Source organism: Mesorhizobium tianshanense (assembly GCF_007830515.1).
Lineage (GTDB): Bacteria > Pseudomonadota > Alphaproteobacteria > Rhizobiales > Rhizobiaceae > Mesorhizobium > Mesorhizobium tianshanense.
The window spans coordinates 94,800-119,129 of the sequence record NZ_VLKT01000003.1; the positions used below are offsets into that span (position 1 = coordinate 94,800).

The following is a 24,330-nucleotide window of genomic DNA, read 5'->3' on the forward strand; positions in this document are numbered from 1 at the left end:
CGCATCCTGTTTGGGAGGGTAGAAAGAATGGCCGCGCAGACCTTTGGCGCTTTCCTTTTGTGGCTGATCATTGCCGCGATCGTCGTGGTGATCGCCGTCTATGTTCTCAGATGGCTTTATCGCCGGTCGACCAAGGAGACGGCCTTCGTGCGCACCGGCTTCATGGGCGAGAAGGTGGTGGTGAATGGCGGCGCCTTCGTCATTCCGGTCCTGCACGAGATCACGCCGGTCAACATGAATGTCTTGCGCATCGAGGTGCGCCGCGAAGACGGTTTTGCGCTGATCACCAAGAACCGGATGCGCGTCGATCTGATCGCCGAGTTCTTCGTCCGTGTCGGGGCGAGCCGCGAGCTCGTCGCGGCCGCCGCCCAGACGCTCGGCCGCCGCACGCTGCAGCCCGACAGCCTCCGCGAACTCTTGGAAGGCAAGTTCGCCGGCGCCATGCGCACGGTCGCGGCGCAGATGACGCTCGAGGAGATGCACGAACTGCGTGGCGACTACGCCGCCAAGGTCCGTCAGCTCGCCTCGGAATCACTCGCTGCCAACGGGCTCGAGCTGGAGAGTGTCGCCATCGTCGACCTCGACCAGACCAGCCTCGAATATTTCGACCCGTCCAACGCCTTCGATGCCGAGGGCCTGACCCAGCTCACCGAGTCGATCGAGACGCGGCGCAGGATGCGCAACGAGATCGAGCAGCGCACGCTGGTCGATATCCGCAACCAGAACCTTGACACCCAGCGCAAGGTGCTGGAGATCGACCGCGATACCGAATATGCCCGCCTCGAACAGGAGCGCGAAGTTGAGATACGCCGCGCCTCGCAACGCTCGGAACTCGCCATCGAGCGCGCCCTGCGCGACCAGGAGTCGGAGCAAGCTCAGCTTTCTTCGCGCGAAGCGGTCGAGAAGTCGCGCCTCAACCAGGAGCGCAACATCACCGAGGAGCGGATCAAGAGCGAGGAGGACACGCAACGCCGCGAGATTGCCCGGCGCCGCGCGCTCGACGAGACGGAAATGAAAATGCGCGAACTGACCGAGCGCGAGCAGATCGCGCTCGAGCTTGCCTTGGAGAAGGCCCGCATAGAGCGCGAAGGCACACAGAGCCAATTGGAAATCGAGCGCAAGAAGGCCCTCGAAATTGCCGAGCTCGAGCGCCAGATCGCCTTGGCGGAAAAAGCGCTCGAGGTCACCAGGGCCGAGGCGGAAAGGCGCCGCGCCGAAATTGTCGAGAACCAGACGACCGAGACGGCCCGTATCGGGCAGGAGCGTGCCATCGACGAAGTGAGGATTGCACGGGAGCGTCACCTCGAAGCGCTGCAGATCGCCAAGCGCCAGGCTTTCGAGGAGGCTGAGCTGTCGGCCAGCGAAGAGGTCGAGCGCGCCCGCATCACCACCGAGCGCGGCATCGAGGAGGCCCGGCTGATCAAGGACCGCGACCTGCGTCAGCTTGGTGTCGACCGCGACCAGAAGATCGAGATCGCCGAAATCCAGAAGGCCATCGACATCGCCAAGAAGACGCAGGAGCGCTCCTCGGCGATCGCGGCGTCGGAAGCGGTCCGCGCCAAGGCCATCCAGGCCGAGGAACAGGCCTTCACCGCCCGCGAGCGCGAGATCGCCGAGCGCCGCAAGCTGACCGACCTGATCGGAGCGGCGCGTGAGGCCGAGCGCGAAGCCTTGCGCATTACAGCGGCGGCCGATGCCGAGATGAAGGCGGCGAAGAGCCTTGCCGAAGCCCAGAAGATCGCCGCCGTTGCCTCGGCCGAGTCCGAAAAGATCCATGCCCTTGCCGCGGCCCAGCGCTACGAGGTCGACGCCGCCGGCCATCGCCAGCTCAACGAGGCGGATAACCTCCTCTCCAACGAGGCCCGCTCCGGGCGCCTGCGCGGCAAATTGCTGGACCATATGGAGGGCATCATCCGCGAAAGCGTCAAGCCGATGGAGAAGATCGAGGGTATCAAGATCCTGCATGTCGACGGCATCAATGGTGGTCCCGGCGGCAACCGCAACGTCACCGACGAAGTGATCGATTCGGCGCTGCGCTACCGGGTACAGGCGCCGATGATCGACAACCTCATGAAGGAGATCGGCATCGAGGGCGGTTCGCTCGGACGGATGACCGATGTGCTGCGCGACGCCAAGGACATTTCGAGCCTGACCCGCGACAAGAAAGGCAAGGGCAAGGTCGCCAAGGATGACGATGACGATCGCGACCGCTGACGTGATCGTGCAGTCCATGCAGCGCGTAGCTGAATCGAGACACCTTGCCCGCTTGTGTCATCCAGGCGGCTGCCTGAAATGACCAAGGTCTATGTTTCCTCGGTCATCCCCGCGCCGGCGGCGGAGGTCTGGAAAGTGGTCCGCGATTTCAACGCGCTGCCGGGCTGGACGCCGTTCGTCACTGAGAGCCGCATCGAGCAAAATGCACAATCCGACCAGATCGGCTGCATCCGCAATTTCGTGCTCAGGGATGGCGGCCGCATTCGCGAACGACTGCTGGCGCTGTCCGATTACGACCTGTCCTGCAGCTACACGATTCTGGAAAGCCCGATGGCGGTGGAGAATTATATCGCCACACTGTCGCTGACGCCGATCACCGACGGCAATCTGACCTTGGCCGAGTGGCAGGCGGAGTTCGACTGCGCCCCCGAACGCGAGGCGGCGCTGACACATCAGATCGGCACCGGCGTGTTCCAGGCGGCGCTCAGCGCGCTCAAGCAGCGCTTTGGGCGCTGACGCCTGCGGATGGTCCAGGTCCGCCAAAGTACCGTCATCGACGCGCCGATCGAGCAGGTTTGGTCGATCCTGCGCGATTTCAACAGCCACGACCGCTGGCACCCGGCCATCGCGTTCAGCGAAATCGATGGCGGCGAACCGGTAGATGCGGTCGGGTCGGTGCGTCATTTTAGGCTGGCTGATGGCGGCGAGCTGCGCGAACAGCTTCTGGCGCTGTCCGACAGGGACTTTCGGCTGGTCTATTGCCTGCTCGAAGCACCGCTGCCGCTGATGAACTATGTCGCATCGATCCGGTTGAAGCCGGTGACCGACGGCAACGCCACCTTCTGGGAATGGCGTTCAGAATTCCATCCACCCGCGCATCGCCGCGAAGAATTGGTCAAGCTTGTCACCGAGGGCATTTATCAGGCTGGCTTTGAAGCCATCCGCAACCTTCTGCGTGAAAGGCCTGTAGCTTCGCCTCTCCAGGCCAGACCGCCGGTCGTCGCTCCGACACCGTCGGCAGCCCTGCCGCGGGTCGTTTCGACCATGTCTTCGGGCCAGACAGCGAAAACCCGGGCGATTCTGGTCGAGCGCTATGGCGGGCCGGAGGTGCTGCAGCTGAAGGACATTGCTTTGCCACCGCCCGCGCCCAACGAGGTGCAGATCCGTCATACGGTGATCGGCATCAATTTCATCGACGTCTACTGCCGCACCGGCTATTTCGACCTTCTGCGGCCGCCGGGCGTGCCTGGCATGGAGGCCGCCGGTGTCATCGAAGCGATTGGTTCGGAGGTTTCGGGCTTTTCAGCCGGCGACCGCGTCGCCTATGCCTGTCCGCCGGTCGGCGCCTATTGCGAGCGGCGCAACATGGCGCCCGACCTGCTGGTTCGCCTCTCTGACGATATTCCCGACGAGACCGCCGCCGCCAGTCTGCTCAAAGGCATCAGCGCAAGTTTTTTGCTGCACGACGTCCATGCGGTGCAGCCGGGCTCCGTCGTCCTCATCCACGCCGCCGCCGGCGGCGTCGGGCAGCTTCTGGTGCAATGGGCCCGCCATTTGGGGGCGATGGTCATCGCAACGGTGTCGAGCGACGACAAGGCGCGTATCGTCGACCGCCTCGGCGCACACCATGTCATCGTCTATTCGCGTGAGAATTTCGCCGAGGCCGTCATGCGCCTGACCGGTGGCGCCGGGGCCGACGTCGCCTATGACGCGGTCGGCAACGACACGTTCGGCGGTTCACTGGCTGCACTCGGCATTCGCGGTCATCTCGTGAGTTTCGGCCAGGCCTCCGGTCCGGTAGGAAATTGGGATATCGGTCGCTTCGCGTCAAAGTCGATCACCATATCGCGTCCCAACTACGCACATTACACCGACACGCCGGCAAAGCTTTCGCCGCATGTAGAGCGTTTCTTTGCAGCGCTACGGCAAGGCGTCGTCAAGATCGAACCGCCCAGGCGCTACAGCCTATCCAATGCCGGCGATGCTCACCGTGACCTCGAATCCAGGCGGACAACGGGTGCATTGGTGCTGGTGCCGTAACCCGTCAGAAGCGGTGGATGCGCAACCCCAGAACCTTCTCCGAGACGATCACCACCACCAGCGTCAGCACGATCGATACGGTCGAGACGGCTGCCGCTTCGGGCGTGAAATTGGTGCGCAGATAGTCGAAGAGTTGGATCGGCAGCGTCGACGTCCCGATCCCCTTCAGCATGAACGAGATGGTAAAGGTGTCGAAGGATATGATGAAGGCAAACAGCGCGCCGCCGATGACGCCGGGCTTGATCAGCGGCAGCATGATGCGCCTGAACCTTGTCAGGCGGTCGGCGCCCAGCGAGCGTGCCGCCATGTCCCAGGACGGGTCGAAGCTTTCCAGCGAGGCCGAAACGTTGATGAAGACGAAGGGCAGCGTGATCAGCACATGGCCGGCGACCATGCCGATCATGGTCGTGGTGCCGATGCCGATCGCATAGACGAAGAACAGCAGCGCGATCGCCGTCAACACCTCGGGCAGCAACAACGGCGCCAGCATGGCGACGCGCACCGTCTCCTTCCAGCGGCCGGCATGCTGGACGTAGTAGAGCGCGGCCATGGTGCCGATCACTCCCGAAATCACCGTCGCCACCGCTGCCACCCACAGTGAGGTGCGGATCGCGCGCATGAACACGTCGTTGTGGAAGAAGGTCACATACCAGCGCAGCGACAGGCCCTGTGGCGGGAACGTCAGGAAATTGCCGGCGTTGAACGAGGCGCCGACGACCACCAGGATCGGCGCCAGCAGAAAAGCATAGACCAGCAGGCAGTAGAGCGTGAGCACAGGCCGCTTCATGGTCGCGCCACTTTCCATTTCATGCGCGTCAGCCGCGCGAAGATGACGACGCAGAGCGCTCCGGTGACGGACAGCATCAGCGCCAGCGCCGAGCCCCACGGCCACTGGAAGGTGTCGATCAGCGCGTCGACGACGGTGACGGCCATGGTCTTGACCCTGAGCCCGCCGATCAGCGACGGCGTCACATAGGCGCTGAGCGACAAGACGAAGACGAGGATGCAGCCGGCCTGGATGCCAGGCGTGCACAGCGGCAGGACGATGCGGCGAAAGGCGGTGAAGCGCGACGCGCCGAGTGAGCGCGCCGCCGATTCCAGCGACGGATCGACTCCCTGGATTCCCGCCATGATCGGCAGGATCATGAAGGGCAGGAAGACATGGACCAGCGCGATGACGATGCCGAGCGCATTGTACATCAGCGGCAGCGGGTGATCGATCAGGCCCATGCCGGTCAGCGTGCGGTTGACGAGGCCGTTATTGCCGAGCAGGATCGTCCAGCCATAGGAACGGATGACGATGCCGACCAGCAGCGGCGACAGCACCAGCCCGTAGGCCAGGGCGCGAAAGCGCATGGCGCCGCGCGCCAATTGCCAGGCGACTGGAAAACCGACGACGAGGCAGATCGCGGTGGTGAGCAAGCCGATCCACAGCGTGTTGGCGACCTGGAAAAGATAGAAACCGTCGGCGAAGAACTTGGTGTAATTGCCGATCGTATAGCCGGGGCCGTAAGGCGTGCCTTGCCCCGGCATGCGAAAGCTCATCACCACGATGTTGAGATAGGGCAGCACCAGGAATACGCCGAGCAGCACCGCCGCCGGCGCGATCAGGATCAGCGGTCCAACGCCCTTGCGGCGCGGTGGCGTCATTTTGCGGCCCCGAGCAGCCAGAACCCATCCGCCGGCGCATGCACGCTGACACGGTCGCCTTCGGCAATCCTGATGTTTGGAAAGGTCTGAACGTGCAGCGTCTCGCCCGAATCCAGCGCAATGCGGTAGTCGATGATGCTGCCGGAATAGTAGCGCGCCGTGACCTTGCCCTGCGCTCCGCCCTGGCCCGCGGGTTTGAGTTCGATCGCCTCCGGGCGCAGCGACAGCGTAACAGAGTTGCCCGGCGCGTGGTTCGCGCGGCTGTCGACGGCGATTTCACCAAAGACGGACGCGACGCGGCACCTCCCGGCTTCCGCCACCCCAGTGACCGTGCCCTTGACCAAATTCACCTGGCCGACGAATTGCGCCACTTCGAGGTTTTCGGGGCGCTCATAGATGTCTGACGGCGCCCCGATCTGGGCGATGCGGCCGCCGAACATGACCACGACCCGGTCGGACATGGTCATCGCCTCGGCCTGGTCATGCGTGACATAGACGGTGGTGATGCCGACGCGCCGCTGCAGGTCGCGAATGAAGACGCGCATTTCCTCGCGCAGCTTGGCATCGAGATTGGCGAGCGGCTCGTCGAGCAGCAGGATCTTCGGTTCGATGACCAGCGCACGCGCCAGCGCCACGCGCTGCTGCTGGCCGCCCGAAAGCTGGTTCGGATAGCGGTCGGAATAGCCGCCGAGCTGCACCATGTCGAGCACCTTGGCGATGCGGCTCAGCATTTCGGGCTTGGCGATCTTGCGCATCTCCAGCCCGAAGGCGAGGTTCTGGTCCACCGTCATATGCGGAAACAGGGCGTAGTTCTGGAACACCATGCCGATGTCGCGTTTTTCGGCCGGCACGTTGACGACGTCCTTGCCGTCGAAGCGGATCGCGCCTTCGCTGGCCTCCTCGAAGCCGGCGATCATCTTCAGCGTCGTCGTCTTGCCGCAGCCCGACGGACCGAGCAGCGAAATGAACTCGCCATCGGCGATGCGGATCGAGATGCCGTCGACCGCGCGTGCGCTGCCGAAGGTCTTGGTCAGCCGCTCGATGCTAACCTCGGTCATGAATGCTCCACTTCACAGGCGATCGACCGCCACCACAGGCGCGGCGCGGCTGGCGGGAGGCGCTTGTCGAAAGCAAGACGCGCCATCCCGGTTCAATGTCAGCCTTAAAGGATCGTCTTGGCCCAGCGCTCGGCGAGCTCACCCTGCTTCTCGTTGACGAAGTCCCAGTCCCAGGTGAGGATCTTGGCCATTGCCTCGCCCGACACCGGCACGTCGGCCTTGAGGTCGTCGGGAATGATCACCTTCGAGTTCGTCGGCGACACGAAGAATTCCCGCGCCATTAGCATCTGGGTTTCCGGCGAGAGCAGGAAGTTCGCATATTGATAGGCGAGCTCCTTTTCCGGTCCATTGGCCAGGATCGACACCGTCTGGTCGAACATGAACATGCCTTCCTCGGGAACGACGCAATCGACCGGCAGGCCCTGCTTGCGCAGCCGCGCGATCTCGCCGAAATCGAACGGCGCGACGACGATTTCGCCCGAGGACAGGGCCGTGGAAAGGTTGAAGTCGACCTGGATCACCTGGCCCAGCTTGGCGAGGGCGTCAAAGCCGGCATCGACATCGTACTGGTCCTTGCCGAAGATCTTCGAGGCCAGCAGCAGCTCCATCTTGCCGGCGCTGTTGGCGAAATTGTAGAGGCCGATCCTGCCCTTGAATTCCTCGTTGTTCCAAAGGTCCTTCCAGGCCTTCGGCGGCGTCTGCACCAGATCGGTGCGGTAGCCGATGCCGATCGGCGAGATGGCGCCAGTCGCGCCGAAACCGTCGGCGATCTTAGCCAGCGGATAAAGGTCGTTGTAGTTCGGCAGCTTTGCCAGGTCGAGCTTTTCGAAGAAGCCTTCCTTGCGCAGACCGGACGCGAAAACTTCGTTCGTCATGATGATGGAGTAGGGCGGTTTGTCGACGCCGGCGGCGCGCAAATTGGCGCCGAAGACGCGGCCATTGCCGACATCGAGCGTCACCTTGGCACCCGAGGCCTTTTCGAAGGCCGGTGCGATGGTCGAACGCCAGAACTGCTCCCAGACCCCGCCGAGCGTCGGCACGATCAGCGTCTTCTCCTGCGCGATGGCGGGCATTCCGATGAGCCCGGCGGCGCCGAGCGCGCCCATTCCGGCAAGCGTCTGTCGTCTGGTCAGTTTCGTCATCACAATTCCCCTTGTTGATTTCTTGAATCACTTCGTTCTTTGGGACGGCCGAAGCCCTCCATCGTTCAGCGGCCGAATGCCTGTCGGGTCTTCAGCTCGATATAGTCTCCATAGGTGATCGGCTCGTATTTGGCCCGCTTGCCGTTGGCGCAGAACGGCTCCAGGCAGGAGATCAGCGTCTCCTTGCTGGGGTTGACGAAGAACGGGATCGACTGGCGGCGCGAGCTGCCTTTCTTATTGCGCGGCGGATTGGCGACGCGATGCGGCGTCGACACCCATTCGTCATTGCTCCAGCGCATGAAGGCGTCAGCGATGTTGACGACATAGGCGCCGTCGATCGACGGCGCATCGAGCCAGCGGCCGTCGCGGGTCTGCACCTGCAAGCCACCGGACGATGCCTCCGAACGCAGGATGGTCATGAAGCCGTAGTCGGTGTGAACGCCGGCGCGAAGCTGCCCTGGCAGGGGATCCACGTCCTGCTCGGGATAGTTGATGACCCGCAGCGCCGACAGATGGTTCTCGAAGGCCGGTTCGAAATAGTCGGGCTCCAAGCCGATCGCCTGGCAAAAGATGCGGCGCAGGTGCCTCGCCAGCGTCTCCATCTCGGAAAAATAATCGCGAAAGGCGCTCTCGATGTTCTCGGGCTGGTCAGGCCATGTGTCGCCGTTGAGGCGCAGGCCGAAATTCAGGCTTTCCTTGTAGTCGCCGGGCGTCTTGATGCCCTTGGTGGCGGCCAGCGCCTCGTCGGCGATCGGCGAGAAGGCCATCCCGCCATTCAGAATGGTTCCGCGCCCATGGCTGCGCTTGTAGTCCTCGGGCAGATCGAAGAAGGCGCGCGCCAGATTGTAGAGCCGCATCGTCCTTTCCGGCGATACGCCATGCCCAGTGACAAGGAAGAAACCGGTATCCCGGCAGGCGGTCTCGATAGCTTTGACGACAGCGCTGGCGCCGGCCTCTCCGCGGATGAAAGGCCCGACATCGATGACGGGAATTCCCTGGTCCGTTGCTTCGGCCTGAGGTGCGGTCTGCATGATCGCGATCACCTTTCTGTTGCCTTGTTCCGCCTAGGGACAGACGGTGGAAACGCCGGTTGAACGAAACGTTATAGCTACAAACGAATGTTGACAAGATCATCTGTTGTTGTCCATATCGAAAATGTTCAGCCACGAATTGGACGGGCCGGGTGAGAAGATGGACGACCTTGGAGCACAGGAACAAGCGGTTCTGGATCTCATTGCGGCGAACCCCTTCGCCGGCCAGCAGGACATAGCGACGGCGCTCGGCATTGCCCGTTCGACCGTCGCGGCCCACATCGTGCAGCTCGTCAACAAGGGCTACATTCTCGGCCGCGGCTACGTCCTGCCGGCCTCCAAGCGCATGATCTGCATCGGCGGCGCGGTCCTCGACCGCAAATACCACGCCAAGAAGGATCTGATCTTCGGGACGTCGAACCCGGTCGACGGCTATCGCAGCTTCGGCGGCGTCGCCCGCAACGTCGCCGAGAACCTTGTCCGCCTCGGCGTCGACGTCAGCTTCGTCTCGATTGTCGGCGATGATGAAACCGGCCGCTCGCTGGTGCGGCATCTGCGCGACCTCGGCGCCGATGTCAGTCAGGTCATCACCACCACGGAGCGGCCGACGGCCGAATATGCGGCCATCCTCGATCTCAACAACGATCTCGTGCTCGGCATTGCAGATATGGAGATCTTCGATCTGTTCTCGCCGTCCTATCTCGACCGCTTCTGGCCGCATCTGGCTTCGGCGACGTGGGTGTTCATCGACTGCAACCTGCCGGCCGCAACGATCGCAGCGCTGATGTCACGCAAGCAGGGCGCGCGCTTCAAGCTCGCCGTCGACACGGTATCGTCGCCGAAATCGGCTCGCCTGCCGAAGGACCTCTCGGGCATCGACCTTTTGTTCACCAATCACGACGAGGCCAATACGATGCTTGGCATCACCGATGCCGACAAGCGGCTGAGGCCGAAGGAGGCTGCAGCGGCGCTGCGCGCTGCCGGCGCCAGCGAGGTGATCGTGACCATGGGCGCGCATGGATTTGCGGTCGCGACCGAGAGCGGCGTGGCGACGATGCGGTCCGTCCCGGCCCGCGCCGTCGACATTACCGGTGCCGGTGACGCGATGATCGCCGGCACCATGTATAAGGTGCTTTCGGGAGATCCCGTGCCCCACGCGGCGCGCACCGGCGCGCTGCTCGCCACGCTGACCACCGAGAGCGAATCCAGCGTTCATCCCGATCTGTCGCCGCGTTTTCTCACCGCCGGCATGTACCGCATTCCCGCTTGAAAGCGAGACGATCCTGAAAGCGAGACGACGATGAAACCTTCCCTTCTCCACCTGAACGACGAAGTCGCGGCAGCACTTCGAGAGGGCCGCGCGGTGGTGGCGCTGGAATCGACGATTATCACCCATGGCATGCCCTATCGGGCCAATCTGGAGACAGCCCGCGGCGTCGAAACCGTGGTGCGCGAGAACGGCGCGGTCCCTGCGACGATCGCGGTGGTCGCGGGCAAGATCAAGGTCGGGCTCGACGACCGCGAACTGGAACAACTCGCAGCGGCAAAGGACGTGGTCAAGGCCTCCGGGCGCGACCTCGCCGCCATCATGGTGCGCGGCGGCTCGGCCGGTACCACGGTCTCGGCGACGATGCGGATCGCCGCACTTGCCGGCATCCGTATTTTCGCGACCGGCGGCGTCGGCGGCGTGCATCGTGGTGCCGAAGCCACTTTCGATATCTCGGCCGACCTGACGGAACTCGGCCAGACCGGCACCACCGTCGTCTGCGCCGGCGTGAAATCGATCCTCGATATGGCAAAGACGCTGGAATATCTGGAGACCCAGCGCGTGCCGGTGATCGCCTATCAGAGCGACGACTTTCCGGCCTTCTATACCCGCTCCAGCGGACTGAAAGCCGATCACCGCCTCGACACGCCGGAGGACATCGCGCAGGCCATGCTGCTGCATGAGCAGATCGGCTCGGGCACCGGCATTCTCGTCGCCAATCCAATTCCGGAAGTAGACGCGCTCGATCCCGCCTTCATCGACGGCACGATCGCGGCCGCGGTGGCGGAAGCGGACAAACGCGGCATCGGGCGCAAGGAACTGACGCCGTTCCTGCTCGCCCGCATCAATGAGCTTTCGCAGGGCCGCAGCCTGAAGGCCAATATCGCGCTGGTCCGCAACAACGCCGCGCTCGCCGCCCGCATCGCCGTGGCGCATGCGCGGCTGAAGCGCGGGGAAGCGTAGATTTTCGAACAGGAGAAACGCATGAGCGAGCAGGCCATCTACGAGACGATCCTTTACGAGAAGGATGCGACCGACAAGTTCGCCACGATCACCATCAATCGTCCCGACAAGCTCAATGCGATGAACAAGACGGTGATCCGCGAGATCGACGCCGCATTGGCTGCGGCCATCGCCGATCCGGACGTCAACGCACTGGTGATCACCGGCGCGGGCCGCGCCTTCTCCTCCGGCTACGACCTGCAGGGCAGCGATTTCGATGTCGACATCGATTTCTGGCGCGAGGACATGGGCGAGAACGCCGAAGCGCTGCTCAACATCTGGAAGGCGCCGATCCCGATCATCGCTTCCGTCAACGGCTACGCGCTGGCCGGCGCGCTCGAAATGATGATGTGCTGCGACCTGGCGATTGCCGCCGACAATGCAAAATTCGGCGAGCCTGAGGTGCGCCACAATTCCGGCCCGCCGGCGCTGATGATGCCCTGGCTGCTCGCCACCCGCGACGTGCGCTGGCTGATGTATACGGGCGACCTTGTCGACGCCGAGGAAGCGCTGCGCATGCATCTGATCAACAGGATCGTGCCGGCCGATCAGTTGAAGGAAAAGACGGAAAACCTCGCCCGCAAGCTGGCCCGCATGCCGGTCCCGGCGCTGAAATTCACCAAGGCGTCGATCAACAACCAGCAGATGGTGGCCGGACTGCTGCCGTCTTTCCAATACAATATCGAGGCGATCGCAGCACTTCACGTCACCAAGCAAGGCCGTGAATGGATGGCCAACCTCGCCAAGATGAGCCTCAAGGAATATCTCGCTTTCCGCGATGGTCCCTTCAAGGGCCTCGACTGAGCCGTGACCGGCTCTGCCGCTTCGCGTGAGGCGATGCGGGCGCTGATGGCGCCGCGTTCGGTCGCCGTCATCGGTGCGACGGAACGCGCCGACGCGTCGTCGAGCTACGTCATGCGCAATTTGATGGCGTTCGGATTCTCCGGCGCCATCATACCGGTGCATCCGAAGGCCGAAACGGTGTTCGGCATTCCGACCATTCCATCGCTCGACCGGCTCGATGCGCCGGCCGACGTGGCGGTGATAGGCATCGGCGCGGCTCACGTGCTGGGCGCGCTCGAAGACGCCGGCAGGGCCGGCGTCAAGGCGGCCGTCGTGCTGGCCAGCGGCTTTGCCGAAACCGACGAAGAGGGCAAGGCGCGGCAGCAGGCGCTGGTCGAGATCGCGCGAAAATACGGCATGGCGATCTGCGGGCCGAACTGCCTGGGTCTGTTCAATCTGCAAAACGGCGCGGCGCTCTATTCTTCGACGCTGTCACCCAACCTTAGGAAGGGCGCGCTGGCCATTCTGTCGCATTCTGGCGCCAGCGCCATCGCGCTAGCCAACACGGGGCGCTTCGGTCTCAGCCACATCGTCTCCTGCGGCAACAGCGCGGCGACCGATCTTCCCGACTATCTCTCTTATCTCGCCGACGACGAGGCGACGCGCGTCATTGGACTTGTCGTGGAAGCGATCCGCGATCCCGCCGCCTTCACCTCCGCTATGCAGGCGGCGCATGCCGCCGAAAAGCAGGTGATTGCCTTGCGCGCCGGCAAGTCCAGCAAAGGCGCGGAAGCCGCCGCCGCGCACACCGGTTCGCTCGCCGCCGCCAACGAGGCCTATGAAGCCTTTTTCCGGCGGACCGGCGTGATCGAGGCCGCCGACATGGACGGGTTCGTCGAGACCGCAGCGCTTTGCCTGTCATTGAAGGCCAGGCCAACGCGCAGGGGCGTCGCGATCGTTGGGGTCAGCGGCGGCGGGGTCGCCCATGTGTCCGACATCGCCGAGCAGGTCGGCATCGATCTGCCGGAATTTTCCAAACAAACCATCGCGCGGCTGCAGGCCTTGCTGCCTTCTTTCGCGACGCCGCAGAATCCGGTCGACACCACGGGCGTGGTTTTCGCCGATGGCGCTATCTATCGCAGCGTGCTCGACATCCTGGCGCAGGATCCCGCCGTCGGCCTGATCGTCGCCGCGCAGGATGCGCCTGTCGGCCTCGATACCGCGGGTGCTGCCGAATATACCGGCATTGCCGAGGCCGTTGCCGCCTACGCAAAGGACGCGACCGTTCCGGTCGCCTTCATCAGCAACCTGTCCTCCGGACACCATCCAGCAGTCAGGGAGCGGCTTGCCGGCGTCCCGGTGCTCAACGGCACGCGCGCTGCGCTCAATGCCGTGCGGCGGGTGCTCGACGCGACCGGAGCCACGATAACGAACGCCTCGGCGATCGAACCAGCTGGGGAGAACGATCCTTGGGCAGAGCGGCTTGCCACCGCCAAGAAGCTGACCGAGCGGGAGGGCAAGCAATGGCTCGCCGAGAACGGTCTGAGAGTGACGCGCGAGCGTCTGGCCGTCACGGCGCAAGAGTCAATCGCGGCGGCCGGCGCGATCGGTTTTCCGGTCGTGCTGAAAATCGAATCGCCTGACATTCTCCACAAGACCGAAGTCGGCGGCGTACGGCTCGGCATAGCCAGCGCCGCCGAAGCGGCCGAAGCCTTCACGGCGATCATGCGAAGCGCCCATGACCATGCGCCGGATGCGAACCTGCATGGCGTGGTGGTGCAGGAGATGACCGGGCGCGGCGTCGAGGCGCTGGTCGGTCTCGTCCGGCACGAGCCGTTTGGCCTGGGCATCGTCGTCGGCGTCGGCGGCGTTCTGGTCGAGCTGGTCAAGGATGCCGCTTTCGATCTGCTGCCGGTCGACCGCGACGCAGCCGAAGCACTGATCGACCGGACGCGATTGGCCGCTCTGCTGAAGGGTTATCGCGGCGCGCCGCCAGCCGACCGGGAAGCGCTCATCGAGACAATCGTAGCGCTGTCGAATTTTGCCGGTCGATACGGCGATCTGATCGAGGCCGTCGACCTCAATCCAGTTGTCGTGTTCGAGAAAGGCGCCTGCGTTCTCGATGCGCTGGTGATCTCCAAAGGCGCTTAGGCCTTTTGATATTCAAGTGGTTCCAGCCTGCATGTAGTTCCCTGCGCCTGCGACCCGCCAATTGTTGATCTCAGCGCCGCCCCTCATCGCCCTGCCGGGCACTTCTCCCCGTATAGTGACGGGGAGAAGGGGCTGGCCGCAGCCTCGGCACGATTCCTGGAACGTTGGAGATTGGCGAAATCATCGATGAGAGCGCCCCTCTCCCCGTGACTATACGGGGAGAGGATGCCGGCAGGCAGGTGAGGGGCAGCGCTAACGCTCGAAAAGGTCTGAGTAAGGTCTGAATATCAACACACCCTAAGCCGCTGTTTCCAGGGGGCTTTCCCTGTCCAGTCTTTCCAGCAGCGCCACCTTCTTCTTTTCGAAGCGTTCGACCGCCGCCAGCTTGACATGGCCGAAGCCGCGCACCTCTTGCGGCAGCCGGGCAAGCTCGGTCGCCACGGCATGATTGCCTTTCGTCAGCCGCGCCGAAAGATCCGATATCAGGCGTTCATACTCCTCGATCAGGCGCCGTTCGATTCGCCGTTCTTGCGTACGCCCAAATGGATCGAAGCGCGTTCCGCGCAGGCCCTTCAATCGCGCCAGCATAGCGAAGACCGGGTTGATCCAGGCGCCGAAGGCGATCTTGCCGGGATGGCCGGTGCGCGGGTCGATGCGCGAGATCATCGGCGGCGCAAGATGATGCCTGATCCTGAAATCGCCCTCGAACTGTTCGGCCAGTTTCTTCCTGAATGATTGGTCGCGATGCAGCCGCGCCACTTCATATTCATCCTTGTAGGCCATCAGCTTGAAGGCGCCGATCGCAACGGCCTTGGTAAAACCTTCAGCACCGGGCGAGACACTGGCTTCGGCCGCGCGTGCGGTGTCGACCAGCTTGCGGTAGCGGTTCGCATAGGCGGCATCCTGGTAGCCGGTCAGGAATGCCATCCGGCGTGCAACCATGGCATCGAGCGTCTCCGGTTGTGGCGCCTCGGTGCTGCCCATCTGTGCCGCATTCAGAACAGCTGCAAGGTCGATCGCCGCACGCCGGCCCCAGCCGAAAGCGGTGCGATTCATCGCGACGCCGGCGCCGTTCATCTCGATCGCCCTGTCGATTGATTCCAGGCTGATCGGCACCAGTCCGCGCTGCCAGGCATTGCCGAGCAGGAACATGTTGGCGGCGATGGCGTCGCCCATCAGCGCGAGGCCAAGCCTGGTTGCCGGGATCAGCGTGATCGCCTCCTTGCCGGCCGCACGCCGCAACTGCTTCAGCGTCGCTTCCTGGCGGAAGTCGATCGCAGTGTTCTGCACGAAGGAGGCAGTTGGCGCGAAATGATCGTCGAGTACGGCTCGTGTGCGGCCATGCGCGAAGGTTGCAAGCGAAGCTGCCGCAGCCGACACGACGATGTCGAAGCCAAGCACAAGATCGGCCTCGCCGGGGCCGATCCTGACCGCATTGAGCAGGTCGAGGTCGCGCGCCAGCCTGATATGCGAGACCACCGCGCCGTTCTTTTGCGCCAGTCCGGTCTGGTCCAGCGTCAGCAGGCCAAGCCCGTCGAGATGCGCTGCCTGGGACAGGATGGCGCTGACCGTGATGACGCCGGTGCCGCCAATGCCGGCCAGCAGCATGTTGTAGGGGCGATCAAGCGCCGCCAGCGCCGGCATCGGCAGGTCGTCGGAACCAGTCGCCACCGCACGCGCCTTCGGCTTGCGGATGGCGCCGCCTTCAACCGTCACGAAGCTCGGACAAAAACCCTTGATGCAGGACAGGTCGGTGTTGCAGCTCGACTGGTTGATCCTGCGCTTGCGGCCGAACTCGGTTTCCTCGGGCTCGATCGAAATGCAGTTGGAAACGGCCGAGCAATCGCCGCAGCCTTCGCAGACCAGTTCGTTGATGAAGGCCCGTCTTGGCGAGACCGGATAGGCGCCGCGCTTGCGGCGGCGGCGTTTTTCGGCGGCGCAGACCTGGTCGAAGACCAGCACCGTCACGCCCTCGATCTCCCTGAGCTCGCGCTGCACGGCGTCGAGCTCGTCGCGATGGTGGATGGTCACGGACCGCGGTAGGACACCAGCCCAGGCCTCGGGTTTTTCGGACACGACGACGACGCGTTTCGCGCCCTCCGCCAGCGTCTGTTCGACGATTGACGGCACGGAAACCTCGCCGTCATGGCGCTGGCCGCCGGTCATGGCGACCGCGTCATTGTAGAGGATCTTGTAGGTGGCGCTGACCCTGGCGGCGATGGCCGCGCGAATGGCCAGATGTCCGGAATGGAAATAGGTGCCGTCGCCCATATTGACGAAAATGTGCCTCTCGTCGGTGAACGGTGACAGGCCGATCCACGAGCCGCCTTCGCCGCCCATCTGGGTGAAGGTGGAGGTCTCGCGCTCCATGCCGATGACCATCATGTGGCAACCGATGCCGGTCGAAGCACGGCTGCCATCGGGCACCACGGTGGAGATCGAATGCGGGCAGCCGGAGCAGAAATAGGGATCGCGCTTCAGTGCGATCACCTCGCCGGGTGCTGAGGCCGCGACGGCCTCGATTGTCTTAATGTGCAGGCCAAGCTCTGTGTCCGGCGCGCCGAGCCGCGAGACGATGGCGCGGGCGACCGAAACGGCGCTGATCTCGCCGATGGAAGGCAGCAGCGGCGCGCCGCGCTCGTCCGTCTTGCCGAAGACGCGCGGGCGACCGGGTGCGTTGAACAGCAATGCCTTGATCTGGTCCTCGATCACCGGCCGCTTTTCCTCGACGACAAGGATTTCCTCCAGCCCTTCGGCGAAAGCCCTGAGCCCTTGCGGCTCGAGCGGCCACACCATGCCTACCTTGTACAGCCGGATGCCGAGTTCGGCCGCGCGGCGCTCGTCGATGCCGAGCGCTGACAGCGCGCCGAGCAGGTCGAGCCATGATTTGCCGGTCGAAACGATGCCGAGCCGCGCCTTGCCGCCGCCATGCACGATGCGGTCGATGCCGTTGGCGCGGGCAAAGGCACGCACCGCCGCCATCTTGTGTTCGATGCGGCGCTCCATCGCATGCGGGCCATCCGGCCAGCGCAGCGACAGGCCGTCGGCGGGCAGCGCCAGCTCCGGCATGACGATGCCGAGTCGTGCCGGGTCGACATCGACGGTCGCCGTGCATTCGACGACCTCGGTCTGGCACTTGAAGCCGATCCAGGCACCGGAATAGCGGCTCATCGCCCAGCCAAGCAGGCCATAGTCGATATATTCGCCGACGCCGCCCGGCGACAGCAGCGGCACCATGGCCGAGATCAGGTTGTGCTCGCTCTGGTGCGGCAGCGTCGAGGAGACGGCGCCGTGGTCGTCGCCGGCCAGAAGCAGCACGCCGCCATGGCGATTGGTGCCGACGGCATTGGCGTGGCGGATGACGTCCATGGTGCGGTCGACGCCGGGGCCTTTGCCGTACCACATGGAAAAGACGTCATCGTAGCGCGAGCCCGCGAACATGCCGGTCTGCTGCGTGCCCCAGACCGCGGTCGCGGCCATGTCCTCGTTCAGGCCGGGATGGAAGACGACATGGTTCGCCCTGAGATATTTGCCGGCACGCTGCATCTCGCGGTCGAAGCCGGCCAGCGGCGAGCCGCGATAGCCCGAGACATAGCCGGCGGTGTTGAGGCCGGCGGTAAGATCGCGCTGGCGCTGGACGAGCGGCAGCCGCACCAGCGCCTGTGTGCCTGAGACCAGGATGCGGCCGCGTTCCAGAGCATAGCGGTCGTCGAGGCTGGCCGAAACCGCATTCGCCTGTCCGGCTTTCGGGAGAGCGGCAGCCATCATCATCAGGGCACTCCTTAACGTGCAACATCCGCCAAGAGGTCGAAGACGCGACCGGCATTGAGGATATTGTTCGGGTCGAAAGCTGCTTTCAAGCGCCGCATGGCGGCGATCTCGGCATCGCTACGCGCCAGGTGCAACCACTGCTTCTTGTCGAGACCGATGCCGTGCTCGGCCGAGACGCCACCACCGGCGGCGGCGACGCCGCGATAGACGATGTCATACGCCGCCGCCGGATCCACGGTGCGGACTTGATAGTGCAGATTGCCATCGCCGAGATGGCCGAAGGCATAGATGTCGGCGCTGCGGTCAACGGCCCGGATAGCGGCTTCCGCTTCGCGCAGGAAAGTCCCCATCTTCGCGAGCGGGATGCTAATGTCGACGCCGATCAGGCCCTTTATCGAAAACAGGAAGCGATTGGCGTCCTCCCGCACCGCCCACAGCGCGCGGAATTCGCGCGGCGACTGCGAGACGACCACGTCGTCGACCACGCCGTCTTCAACCGCCTGCATCAGCACCGCGGCAAAACGGTCGCCGTCGCGGTCGGGCTCGCTGCCCTGGATCTCGGCCAGCACATAGACGGGCGAGCCGACCGGCAGCGGCGCCGGCGCGTCCATGCCGGCAACCATGGCGCCGTAGAGCGGCGCGAGGTTCACTTCATAGGCCGAGAGCAGAGGCCCGAGCTTCTGCCTGAGTAGCCCGAGCAGCGCGATCGCCGCGTCGAGCGACGCAAGTGCGCAGAAGGCGTTGACCTCGGTGGCCGGTTTCGGGTGCAGCCGCAGGCAGGCGCGCGTGACGACGCCGAGCGTTCCTTCGCTGCCGATGAAGAGCTGGTTGAGGTCATAGCCGGAATTGTCCTTGGGCAAGCCCTTGAGCGAGGTCAGGATGCTGCCGTCCGTGAGCACCGCCTCCAGCCCGAGCACCTGCGCGCGATACATGCCGTAGCGCAGCACGCGAATGCCGCCGGCATTGGTGGCGATATTGCCGCCGACGGTGGATGTGCCGCGCGCGCCGATATCGACGCCGAACAGCAGGCCGGCAGCGTCTGCCGCGTCCTGCACCATCTGCAGCGGCGCGCCGGCCTCGGCGATGATCGTCGCCGCCTCGCGGTCGAGAGCCTCGATCGCCGTCATGCGCTCCAGCGACAGCACCGCTTCGCCGGGCTGGATGCGCGCCGCGCCCGCAAGCCCGGTACGGCCACCCTGGACGACGAGCCTCTGCCCGGCCTCGTTGCACACGCGCAATATATCCGACACTTCGCCGGCCGTGCGTGGACGCAGGACGATTGCCGGCGGCGCGCCGTCCTTGCCGTCGGGGTCTTCTTGATAGCGTGGTCCGGCCTCATCGGCCGAGACAATCGCGGATCTGTCCAGCCGTTTTTCCAGCCGCGACAGGAGTTCGGCAAATCTCTGGGACATGTGGCTCAAGGACGTGAATGGGCCGGGCGCGTCGATGCGGCCGGAAGAGCGATGGGCGAGGGCTGCGGTCGGAGCCGATTTTCGCTGCCAAGCAAGCGTACCGAAAACCCGCCGAAAATGCAGCCGGTTGTCTTCGCCATGTGCAGCTCCTGTAACAGGCCGACCATAGGGACGGGCTGCTATTTGTCAAACCTATATGGGAGTTGGCATTGAATGACTCGGCGCCTCGGCGTCGGCGCGAATCAGCTTGATGTCGGCTCCCGCCGCCCAGGCGCCGATATCTTCCCGGCGCAATGCCGCCGCCATCATGTCCGGAAACAGATCCGGCGTGCAGGCGAAGACCGGAATGCCAAGCGCGGCGACCGAACCTGCCATCGCCGGATCATAGCCGGGCCGGCCTTGATCGGTCAGCGCCAGAAGCACGACGACATTGACGCCGGATCGAACCAGCGCCGCCAGCCGCCGCAGCAGTTCCTGGCCATTGCCGCCTTCGTAGAGGTCGGTGATCAGCACCAGATGCGACTTGGTTGGCCGCTCGATACGGTCGGCGCAATAGGCGACGGCCTGGTTGATGTCGGTGCCGCCGCCAAGCTGCACGCCGAACAGCACTTCGACTGGATCGCTGAGTTCCTCGGTAAGGTCGACGATGGCCGTATCGAAACAGACGAGCTTGGTGCGCACAACCGGCAGCGAGGCCATGACCGCTGCGAAGATCGAGGCGTAGATGACCGAGCTTGCCATCGAGCCGGACTGGTCGACGCAGAGAACGACTTCGTCAAGATCGACCAGCCGGCGCTGCTTGCGCATGAAACCAACCAGCTTCTCCGGCACGATGGTCTTGTGCTCGGGCTGGTAGTGGCGAAGGTTCGCCGAGATGGTGCGCTGCCAGTCGATATCGCGTGAACGCGGGCGGTTGGTGCGCCTCGACCGGTCGAGCGCGCCGCGTATCGCCTCGGCGGTCTTCTGCTCCAGCCTTTGCATCAGCTTGGCTACGATATCGGCGATGATCGTGCGGGCGATGTCCATGGTCTTGGCCGGCATGACCGAGCGCAGCGAAATCAGGTCGGCAACGAGGTTGACGTCCGCCTCGATCGCCCTCAGGAATTCCGGCTCCATCAGCATCTGCTTCAGGTCCAGCCGTTCGAAAGCGTCCTTCTGGACGATCTGGACGACCTGCGCGGGAAAGAAGGAGCGAATGTCGCCCATCCATTGTGCAACGCGCGGCGCCGATCGGCCGAGTCCGCCGCGCCGCTTGCGCGGATCGGCAGCGGCGGCGTTGGTGCCGTCGCCGTAAAGAGCGTCGAGTGCCGCCGAAAGCCGTTTGTCGTCGCTGGAAAGTTCTGCAGAGGTCTCGTCATCGGCGCCGATCGCCAACCGCCAGCGCCGCTCCCTTCCGCCATCGGCAGTGAGCGGGCCGGGCTCGTTCATTTCGCCCTCGTCATCCATTGCCGTCTCCTCCGGTGAGCAACGGTCCAAGCAGCTCAAGGTGTCGGCGCCATGCCTCGCCGCCATCCGGCGTCGGCGTCAGGCCAGCCGGCAAGCGCGCGGCACGTCCGAGGACTGCTTCGATCAACCGGCGGCGCTCCATGCTGTCCAGATTGGAAAAGACGCGGCGCAGCAGCGGCAGATGCGCGATGAAAGCATCTTCGTCGAGAGATTTGAGCCACGCATCGACTGCACCACGTAGACCCTCGTCATAGATCAGCCGTTGACCGGCTGTGCTGAAGAAGCCCTCGAAGAACCCTGCCGCCTCGGCGACCGGCGTGCCTGGCGACAGGCGTCGCCCGAGCAACCCGGCTGCGGCTTCGGCGGGCAGGCGGCCGGCCTCGTAGAGCAGGTGCGCGGCGCATCCGGCCAGCAGTGCCGTCGACCGCGACCCTTCCAGCACGGCAGTCAACCCGTTGTGCCATCCGTTCAGCACGTCTTCCCCGGGCTCGACCAACCTGATCGCCTCGTCGGCCTTGCGCATCGCGCCAACCAGCGTCGCGGCGGCCTGCTCATCCAGATCGCGTGCAGCATAGGGAAGCGCGATCGCACCTTCGACGATCAGCCTCTCCATGAGGCTGGACAGCCGGTTCGTCTCCGTTTTGCGGGCCTCGCCGTAGCGGATGATGCCGGCGAGCGGCGGCACCGAGGCCAGGATCTCCAGGCATTCGCTGCTGCGCGCCGCCCGCGCCTCCAATGCCGCGAGCCCGGCCGTCGACGCTTCCGGCAGGCCTGCCGTGATGGCGCCCTGGACCAGTGCAGCAAGCGCGTCGAGGGTCGCCGCCGCTTCGATCATCTGGATCAGGCGGCCGTTGGCAGCTTTTTCGATGGTCGGCCCATAAATCAGGTTCTCGACCAGGCGAACGGCGTATTCTGGCTCCCAGGCCAGGGTCCACCGCTCACGAAAGGTGCCTCGGCTGCGACCGGCGTCCGTCAACTTGCCCCAATACACACCGAGCACGTTCAGCCGATGCAGCAGTGTCGAGCGAAACAGCCCGCTGTCGCTTCGCAAATCGACGGATAGCTCTCGCTCCAGCGCCTCAGGCTTCAGCCGCGCTGCCTTCTGGTAGCGCTGCAGATCTTCGATAAGGGGCGCCAGCGGCGTGTCGGGTGGGATTTCGCCGACGTCCGCACCCAGAAGGAGCTCTGCCTCGACCAGAGCCCACAGCAACGCTTCGCCATTGAACAGGGCCGCAATCGCAGCGTCGCGCAATTCCTCAAAACCAGGTTTCGGCCGCTCGCGAATTGCGGCGAGCGTGCGGGCGAGCCGCTCCGCTTCGATCAGCGAAGCGGTCGAGACCAGGTGGCCCTTCACCCGCAGCACCGCCGCGATCATCGCAAGCCACAGGGTTGCTGCATCGCGCCGGCCGCGCGTGCGCCAGAGATGCTTGCACCATCCGGGTGCGACGACGCCCGCGCCATAGCCATAGCCCAGCGCCAGGCGCGGCCCCGTCCACGGTGCCCATGTCATCGTGCTCTTGCGCCGGGCAATTCGCTTGATCAGGGCCTGATCGTTTTTCTGCGTGTGGGCGGCCTGCAAGGCCGGCACATGCCATGCCCCGCAGACGACGGCGATCGGGCCGTCGAACTCCTTGCGTGCCGCAGCGATTTCGAGCCGCATATGCGCCTCGCGTTTAGCTTCGAACTCAGCGATCGGGTCCTCGCCGTCTCGCAGTGTCGTCATGGCATCGGCGACGGCGGCGAATATAGGGCCTGGTTCCGGGTTCTGCTCGATGATGTCCGACCACCAGCTTTCGCCGTCCTCATAGCCAGCGGCCTGCGCCAGCTTGCCGATCGGATCGCGCCGATACGAATCCGCCTCGCCGTCCGCGCCGGCTTTTTCCGCAGGCTCGGCCTTGTCGGCATCGCCCGTCTTGTCCGCGCCGTCGACCGCCGCCGTGAACCGCGCCGCTGACGGCAGGTCGATGAACCGCAAGGCCGCCTTGTGGTCCACCGCCCACAGCGCCGCCTGGTATTCGGGCGAGAACTCGGCGAAGGGCCAGAAGCTTGTCGAAGCCGGGTCGTCGTCGGGATAGCAAAGCAGCGCCACCGGCGGCTGCATCTCGGGGCGCGCCAGCAACGGCAGCAGCGCGGACGCGTCGCTCGGCCCCTCGATCAGCACGGCGACCGGCTGCAAGTCCTGCAGCGCCTGCACCAGGCTGTCGGCGGAACCCGGCCCGTGATGGCGTATGCCGAAATAGGCGACGTCGCTGTGCCCCATGGCGCGTCAGATCGCTGCGTTCAGCGCCGCATAGTAGCCGGCATAATCAGGCCGCTTCTTGAGCACTGTTTCCAGATATTCCTCCAGCACTGCCTTGTCCTGGACCGGGTCTTTCACGATCGCACCGACAAGACTGGCGGCGAGACCTTCTGCGCCGAGCTTGCCGCTGTCGAACCATGCCGCCTGGCTCAGGCCGCCAACCATCGTGGCGATCGCCTCTGCTGTCGACAGCGAGCCCGAAGGTGTCTTCAGCGTCACCTTGCCGTCGGCGGTCGCACCGGACCGCAGTTCGCGGAAGATGGTCAGCACGCGAGCGATCTCCTCGCCGACATTTTTCGGCACCGGCAGGTCGAGCCCGCCGGCCATCTCATCGACCCGTTTGGAGACGATCGCCACCTCTTCCGCCATGTCTTCCGGCAATGGCAGCACCACGACATTGAAGCGACGCTTGAGCGCCGAGGAAAGCTCATTCACGCCCTTGTCCCGGTTGTTTGCCGTGGCGATTATGTTGAAGCCGCGCTGGGCATAGATCGATGTGTTCAACTCCGGGATCGGCATCATCTTTTCGGAAAGCACGGTGATCAGCGTGTCCTGCACGTCCGAGCCCATACGCGTCAGTTCCTCGAGCCGGCAGAGCTTGCCGGTCTGCATGGCGCGGTAGAGTGGCGTCGGCACCAATGCTTCCTGGCTCGGGCCCTTTGCCAGAAGTTGCGCATAGTTCCAGCCATAGCGGATCTGGTTCTCATCGGTGCCGGCCGTGCACTGCACGATCAGCGTCGAGTCGCCCATGATGGCGGCGGCGAGATGTTCAGACACCCAGGACTTGGCCGTTCCGGGAACGCCCAGCAGCAACAGCGCGCGGTCGGTGGCGAGCGTCGCCACCGCGCTTTCCACCAACCGGCGGCGACCGACATATTTCGGCGTTATCAGGGTGCCGTCACTGGCCTTCCCGCCCAGCAGATAGGTCAGCACAGCCTGCGGCGAGAGGCTCCAGCCGGCAGGCTTTTGCCTGTCGTCACCGCGCGCCAGCGCCTGCAATTCAGAGGCATAGGCCTGCTCGACCGGGAGGCGAATGGCTGCGTTCATTTTGCTGTTCTCCGGAT

General features: G+C 64.5%; 17 protein-coding genes. 7 read left to right on the forward strand and 10 right to left on the reverse strand.

The window, feature by feature from the left end; all coding sequences use genetic code 11:
- Window positions 1-27: 27 nt before the first annotated feature.
- The 3 genes from IQ26_RS03320 (at window position 28) to IQ26_RS03330 (ending at window position 4,254) form a co-directional block, all read left to right on the forward strand.
- On the forward strand, window positions 28-2,214 hold the full coding sequence (locus IQ26_RS03320) for a flotillin family protein (RefSeq protein WP_145713463.1): 2,187 nt from the start codon (window positions 28-30) through the stop codon (window positions 2,212-2,214).
- Window positions 2,215-2,292: 78 nt separating this feature from the next.
- Window positions 2,293-2,730, forward strand: coding sequence for an SRPBCC family protein (locus tag IQ26_RS03325; RefSeq protein ID WP_145713466.1), 438 nt, complete (start codon window positions 2,293-2,295; stop codon window positions 2,728-2,730).
- A 9-nt stretch (window positions 2,731-2,739) separates the two neighbouring features.
- A complete protein-coding gene (locus IQ26_RS03330) occupies window positions 2,740-4,254 on the forward strand; it encodes an SRPBCC family protein (RefSeq protein WP_145713469.1) in 1,515 nt (504 codons plus the stop codon).
- A 4-nt stretch (window positions 4,255-4,258) separates the two neighbouring features.
- Here the strand turns inward: IQ26_RS03330 and IQ26_RS03335 are convergent, their stop codons facing one another.
- The 5 genes from IQ26_RS03335 to IQ26_RS03355 all read right to left on the reverse strand — a co-directional run bounded on the left by IQ26_RS03335 (window position 4,259) and on the right by IQ26_RS03355 (window position 9,135).
- The gene (locus tag IQ26_RS03335) at window positions 4,259-5,041 is read right to left on the reverse strand and encodes an ABC transporter permease (protein WP_145713473.1); all 783 of its coding nucleotides are present in this window, start codon (window positions 5,039-5,041) and stop codon (window positions 4,259-4,261) included.
- Window positions 5,038-5,904 carry an ABC transporter permease gene (locus tag IQ26_RS03340; protein ID WP_145713476.1) on the reverse strand — a complete coding sequence of 289 codons (867 nt, stop codon included), beginning with the start codon at window positions 5,902-5,904 and terminating at the stop codon, window positions 5,038-5,040. The genes IQ26_RS03335 and IQ26_RS03340 overlap by 4 nt, the downstream gene beginning before the upstream one ends.
- Window positions 5,901-6,962, reverse strand: a complete 1,062-nt coding sequence (locus tag IQ26_RS03345) for an ABC transporter ATP-binding protein (RefSeq protein WP_145713479.1) — start codon at window positions 6,960-6,962, stop codon at window positions 5,901-5,903. The genes IQ26_RS03340 and IQ26_RS03345 overlap by 4 nt, the downstream gene beginning before the upstream one ends.
- Before the next feature lie 104 nt (window positions 6,963-7,066).
- Window positions 7,067-8,104, reverse strand: a complete 1,038-nt coding sequence (locus IQ26_RS03350; protein WP_145713484.1) for an ABC transporter substrate-binding protein — start codon at window positions 8,102-8,104, stop codon at window positions 7,067-7,069.
- Window positions 8,105-8,169: 65 nt separating this feature from the next.
- Window positions 8,170-9,135 (reverse strand): isopenicillin N synthase family dioxygenase, encoded by a 966-nt coding sequence (locus IQ26_RS03355; RefSeq protein WP_145713487.1) that lies wholly within the window; start codon window positions 9,133-9,135, stop codon window positions 8,170-8,172.
- 109 nt (window positions 9,136-9,244) lie between these two features.
- Here IQ26_RS03355 and IQ26_RS03360 point away from each other — a divergent pair, with 109 nt between their 5' ends.
- From IQ26_RS03360 to IQ26_RS03375, 4 genes are read left to right on the forward strand one after another with little or no spacing between them, the layout of a single operon-like run.
- The gene (locus IQ26_RS03360) at window positions 9,245-10,405 is read left to right on the forward strand and encodes a carbohydrate kinase (protein WP_240546981.1); all 1,161 of its coding nucleotides are present in this window, start codon (window positions 9,245-9,247) and stop codon (window positions 10,403-10,405) included.
- Window positions 10,406-10,435: 30 nt separating this feature from the next.
- Complete coding sequence (locus IQ26_RS03365) at window positions 10,436-11,365, forward strand: pseudouridine-5'-phosphate glycosidase (protein WP_145713490.1); 930 nt, start codon at window positions 10,436-10,438, stop codon at window positions 11,363-11,365.
- A gap of 21 nt (window positions 11,366-11,386) precedes the next feature.
- A complete protein-coding gene (locus tag IQ26_RS03370; protein ID WP_145713493.1) occupies window positions 11,387-12,208 on the forward strand; it encodes an enoyl-CoA hydratase/isomerase family protein in 822 nt (273 codons plus the stop codon).
- A 3-nt stretch (window positions 12,209-12,211) separates the two neighbouring features.
- Complete coding sequence (locus IQ26_RS03375; RefSeq protein WP_145713496.1) at window positions 12,212-14,338, forward strand: acetate--CoA ligase family protein; 2,127 nt, start codon at window positions 12,212-12,214, stop codon at window positions 14,336-14,338.
- A gap of 297 nt (window positions 14,339-14,635) precedes the next feature.
- Here the strand turns inward: IQ26_RS03375 and IQ26_RS03385 are convergent, their stop codons facing one another.
- From IQ26_RS03385 to IQ26_RS03410, 5 genes are all read right to left on the reverse strand, one after another.
- Complete coding sequence (locus IQ26_RS03385) at window positions 14,636-18,109, reverse strand: indolepyruvate ferredoxin oxidoreductase family protein (RefSeq protein WP_145713498.1); 3,474 nt, start codon at window positions 18,107-18,109, stop codon at window positions 14,636-14,638.
- Between the two features lie 11 nt (window positions 18,110-18,120).
- Entirely contained in the window at window positions 18,121-19,521 is a 1,401-nt protein-coding gene (locus IQ26_RS03390; protein ID WP_145713501.1) for an FAD-binding oxidoreductase, read from the reverse strand.
- Window positions 19,522-19,713: 192 nt separating this feature from the next.
- Window positions 19,714-20,967: a VWA domain-containing protein gene (locus IQ26_RS03400; RefSeq protein ID WP_145713507.1), complete on the reverse strand. Its 1,254-nt coding sequence runs from the start codon at window positions 20,965-20,967 to the stop codon at window positions 19,714-19,716.
- Window positions 20,960-23,227 (reverse strand): DUF5682 family protein, encoded by a 2,268-nt coding sequence (locus IQ26_RS03405; RefSeq protein WP_145713510.1) that lies wholly within the window; start codon window positions 23,225-23,227, stop codon window positions 20,960-20,962. Before IQ26_RS03405 ends, IQ26_RS03400 begins: the two co-directional genes overlap by 8 nt.
- 6 nt (window positions 23,228-23,233) lie before the next feature.
- The gene (locus tag IQ26_RS03410; protein ID WP_145713513.1) at window positions 23,234-24,313 is read right to left on the reverse strand and encodes an ATP-binding protein; all 1,080 of its coding nucleotides are present in this window, start codon (window positions 24,311-24,313) and stop codon (window positions 23,234-23,236) included.
- Window positions 24,314-24,330 lie beyond the last annotated feature (17 nt).

Excerpts from the sequence above, each read along its gene's own strand:
- IQ26_RS03320 (WP_145713463.1), top strand. The coding sequence starts at position 28 with ATGGCCGCGCAGACCTTTGGCGCTTTCCTTTTGTGGCTGATCATTGCC.
- IQ26_RS03325 (WP_145713466.1), top strand. The coding sequence starts at position 2,293 with ATGACCAAGGTCTATGTTTCCTCGGTCATCCCCGCGCCGGCGGCGGAG.
- IQ26_RS03330 (WP_145713469.1), top strand. The coding sequence starts at position 2,740 with ATGGTCCAGGTCCGCCAAAGTACCGTCATCGACGCGCCGATCGAGCAG.
- IQ26_RS03335 (WP_145713473.1), bottom strand. The coding sequence starts at position 5,041 with ATGAAGCGGCCTGTGCTCACGCTCTACTGCCTGCTGGTCTATGCTTTT.
- IQ26_RS03340 (WP_145713476.1), bottom strand. The coding sequence starts at position 5,904 with ATGACGCCACCGCGCCGCAAGGGCGTTGGACCGCTGATCCTGATCGCG.
- IQ26_RS03345 (WP_145713479.1), bottom strand. The coding sequence starts at position 6,962 with ATGACCGAGGTTAGCATCGAGCGGCTGACCAAGACCTTCGGCAGCGCA.
- IQ26_RS03350 (WP_145713484.1), bottom strand. The coding sequence starts at position 8,104 with ATGACGAAACTGACCAGACGACAGACGCTTGCCGGAATGGGCGCGCTC.
- IQ26_RS03355 (WP_145713487.1), bottom strand. The coding sequence starts at position 9,135 with ATGCAGACCGCACCTCAGGCCGAAGCAACGGACCAGGGAATTCCCGTC.
- IQ26_RS03365 (WP_145713490.1), top strand. The coding sequence starts at position 10,436 with ATGAAACCTTCCCTTCTCCACCTGAACGACGAAGTCGCGGCAGCACTT.
- IQ26_RS03370 (WP_145713493.1), top strand. The coding sequence starts at position 11,387 with ATGAGCGAGCAGGCCATCTACGAGACGATCCTTTACGAGAAGGATGCG.
- IQ26_RS03385 (WP_145713498.1), bottom strand. The coding sequence starts at position 18,109 with ATGATGATGGCTGCCGCTCTCCCGAAAGCCGGACAGGCGAATGCGGTT.
- IQ26_RS03390 (WP_145713501.1), bottom strand. The coding sequence starts at position 19,521 with ATGTCCCAGAGATTTGCCGAACTCCTGTCGCGGCTGGAAAAACGGCTG.
- IQ26_RS03400 (WP_145713507.1), bottom strand. The coding sequence starts at position 20,967 with ATGGATGACGAGGGCGAAATGAACGAGCCCGGCCCGCTCACTGCCGAT.
- IQ26_RS03405 (WP_145713510.1), bottom strand. The coding sequence starts at position 23,227 with ATGGGGCACAGCGACGTCGCCTATTTCGGCATACGCCATCACGGGCCG.
- IQ26_RS03410 (WP_145713513.1), bottom strand. The coding sequence starts at position 24,313 with ATGAACGCAGCCATTCGCCTCCCGGTCGAGCAGGCCTATGCCTCTGAA.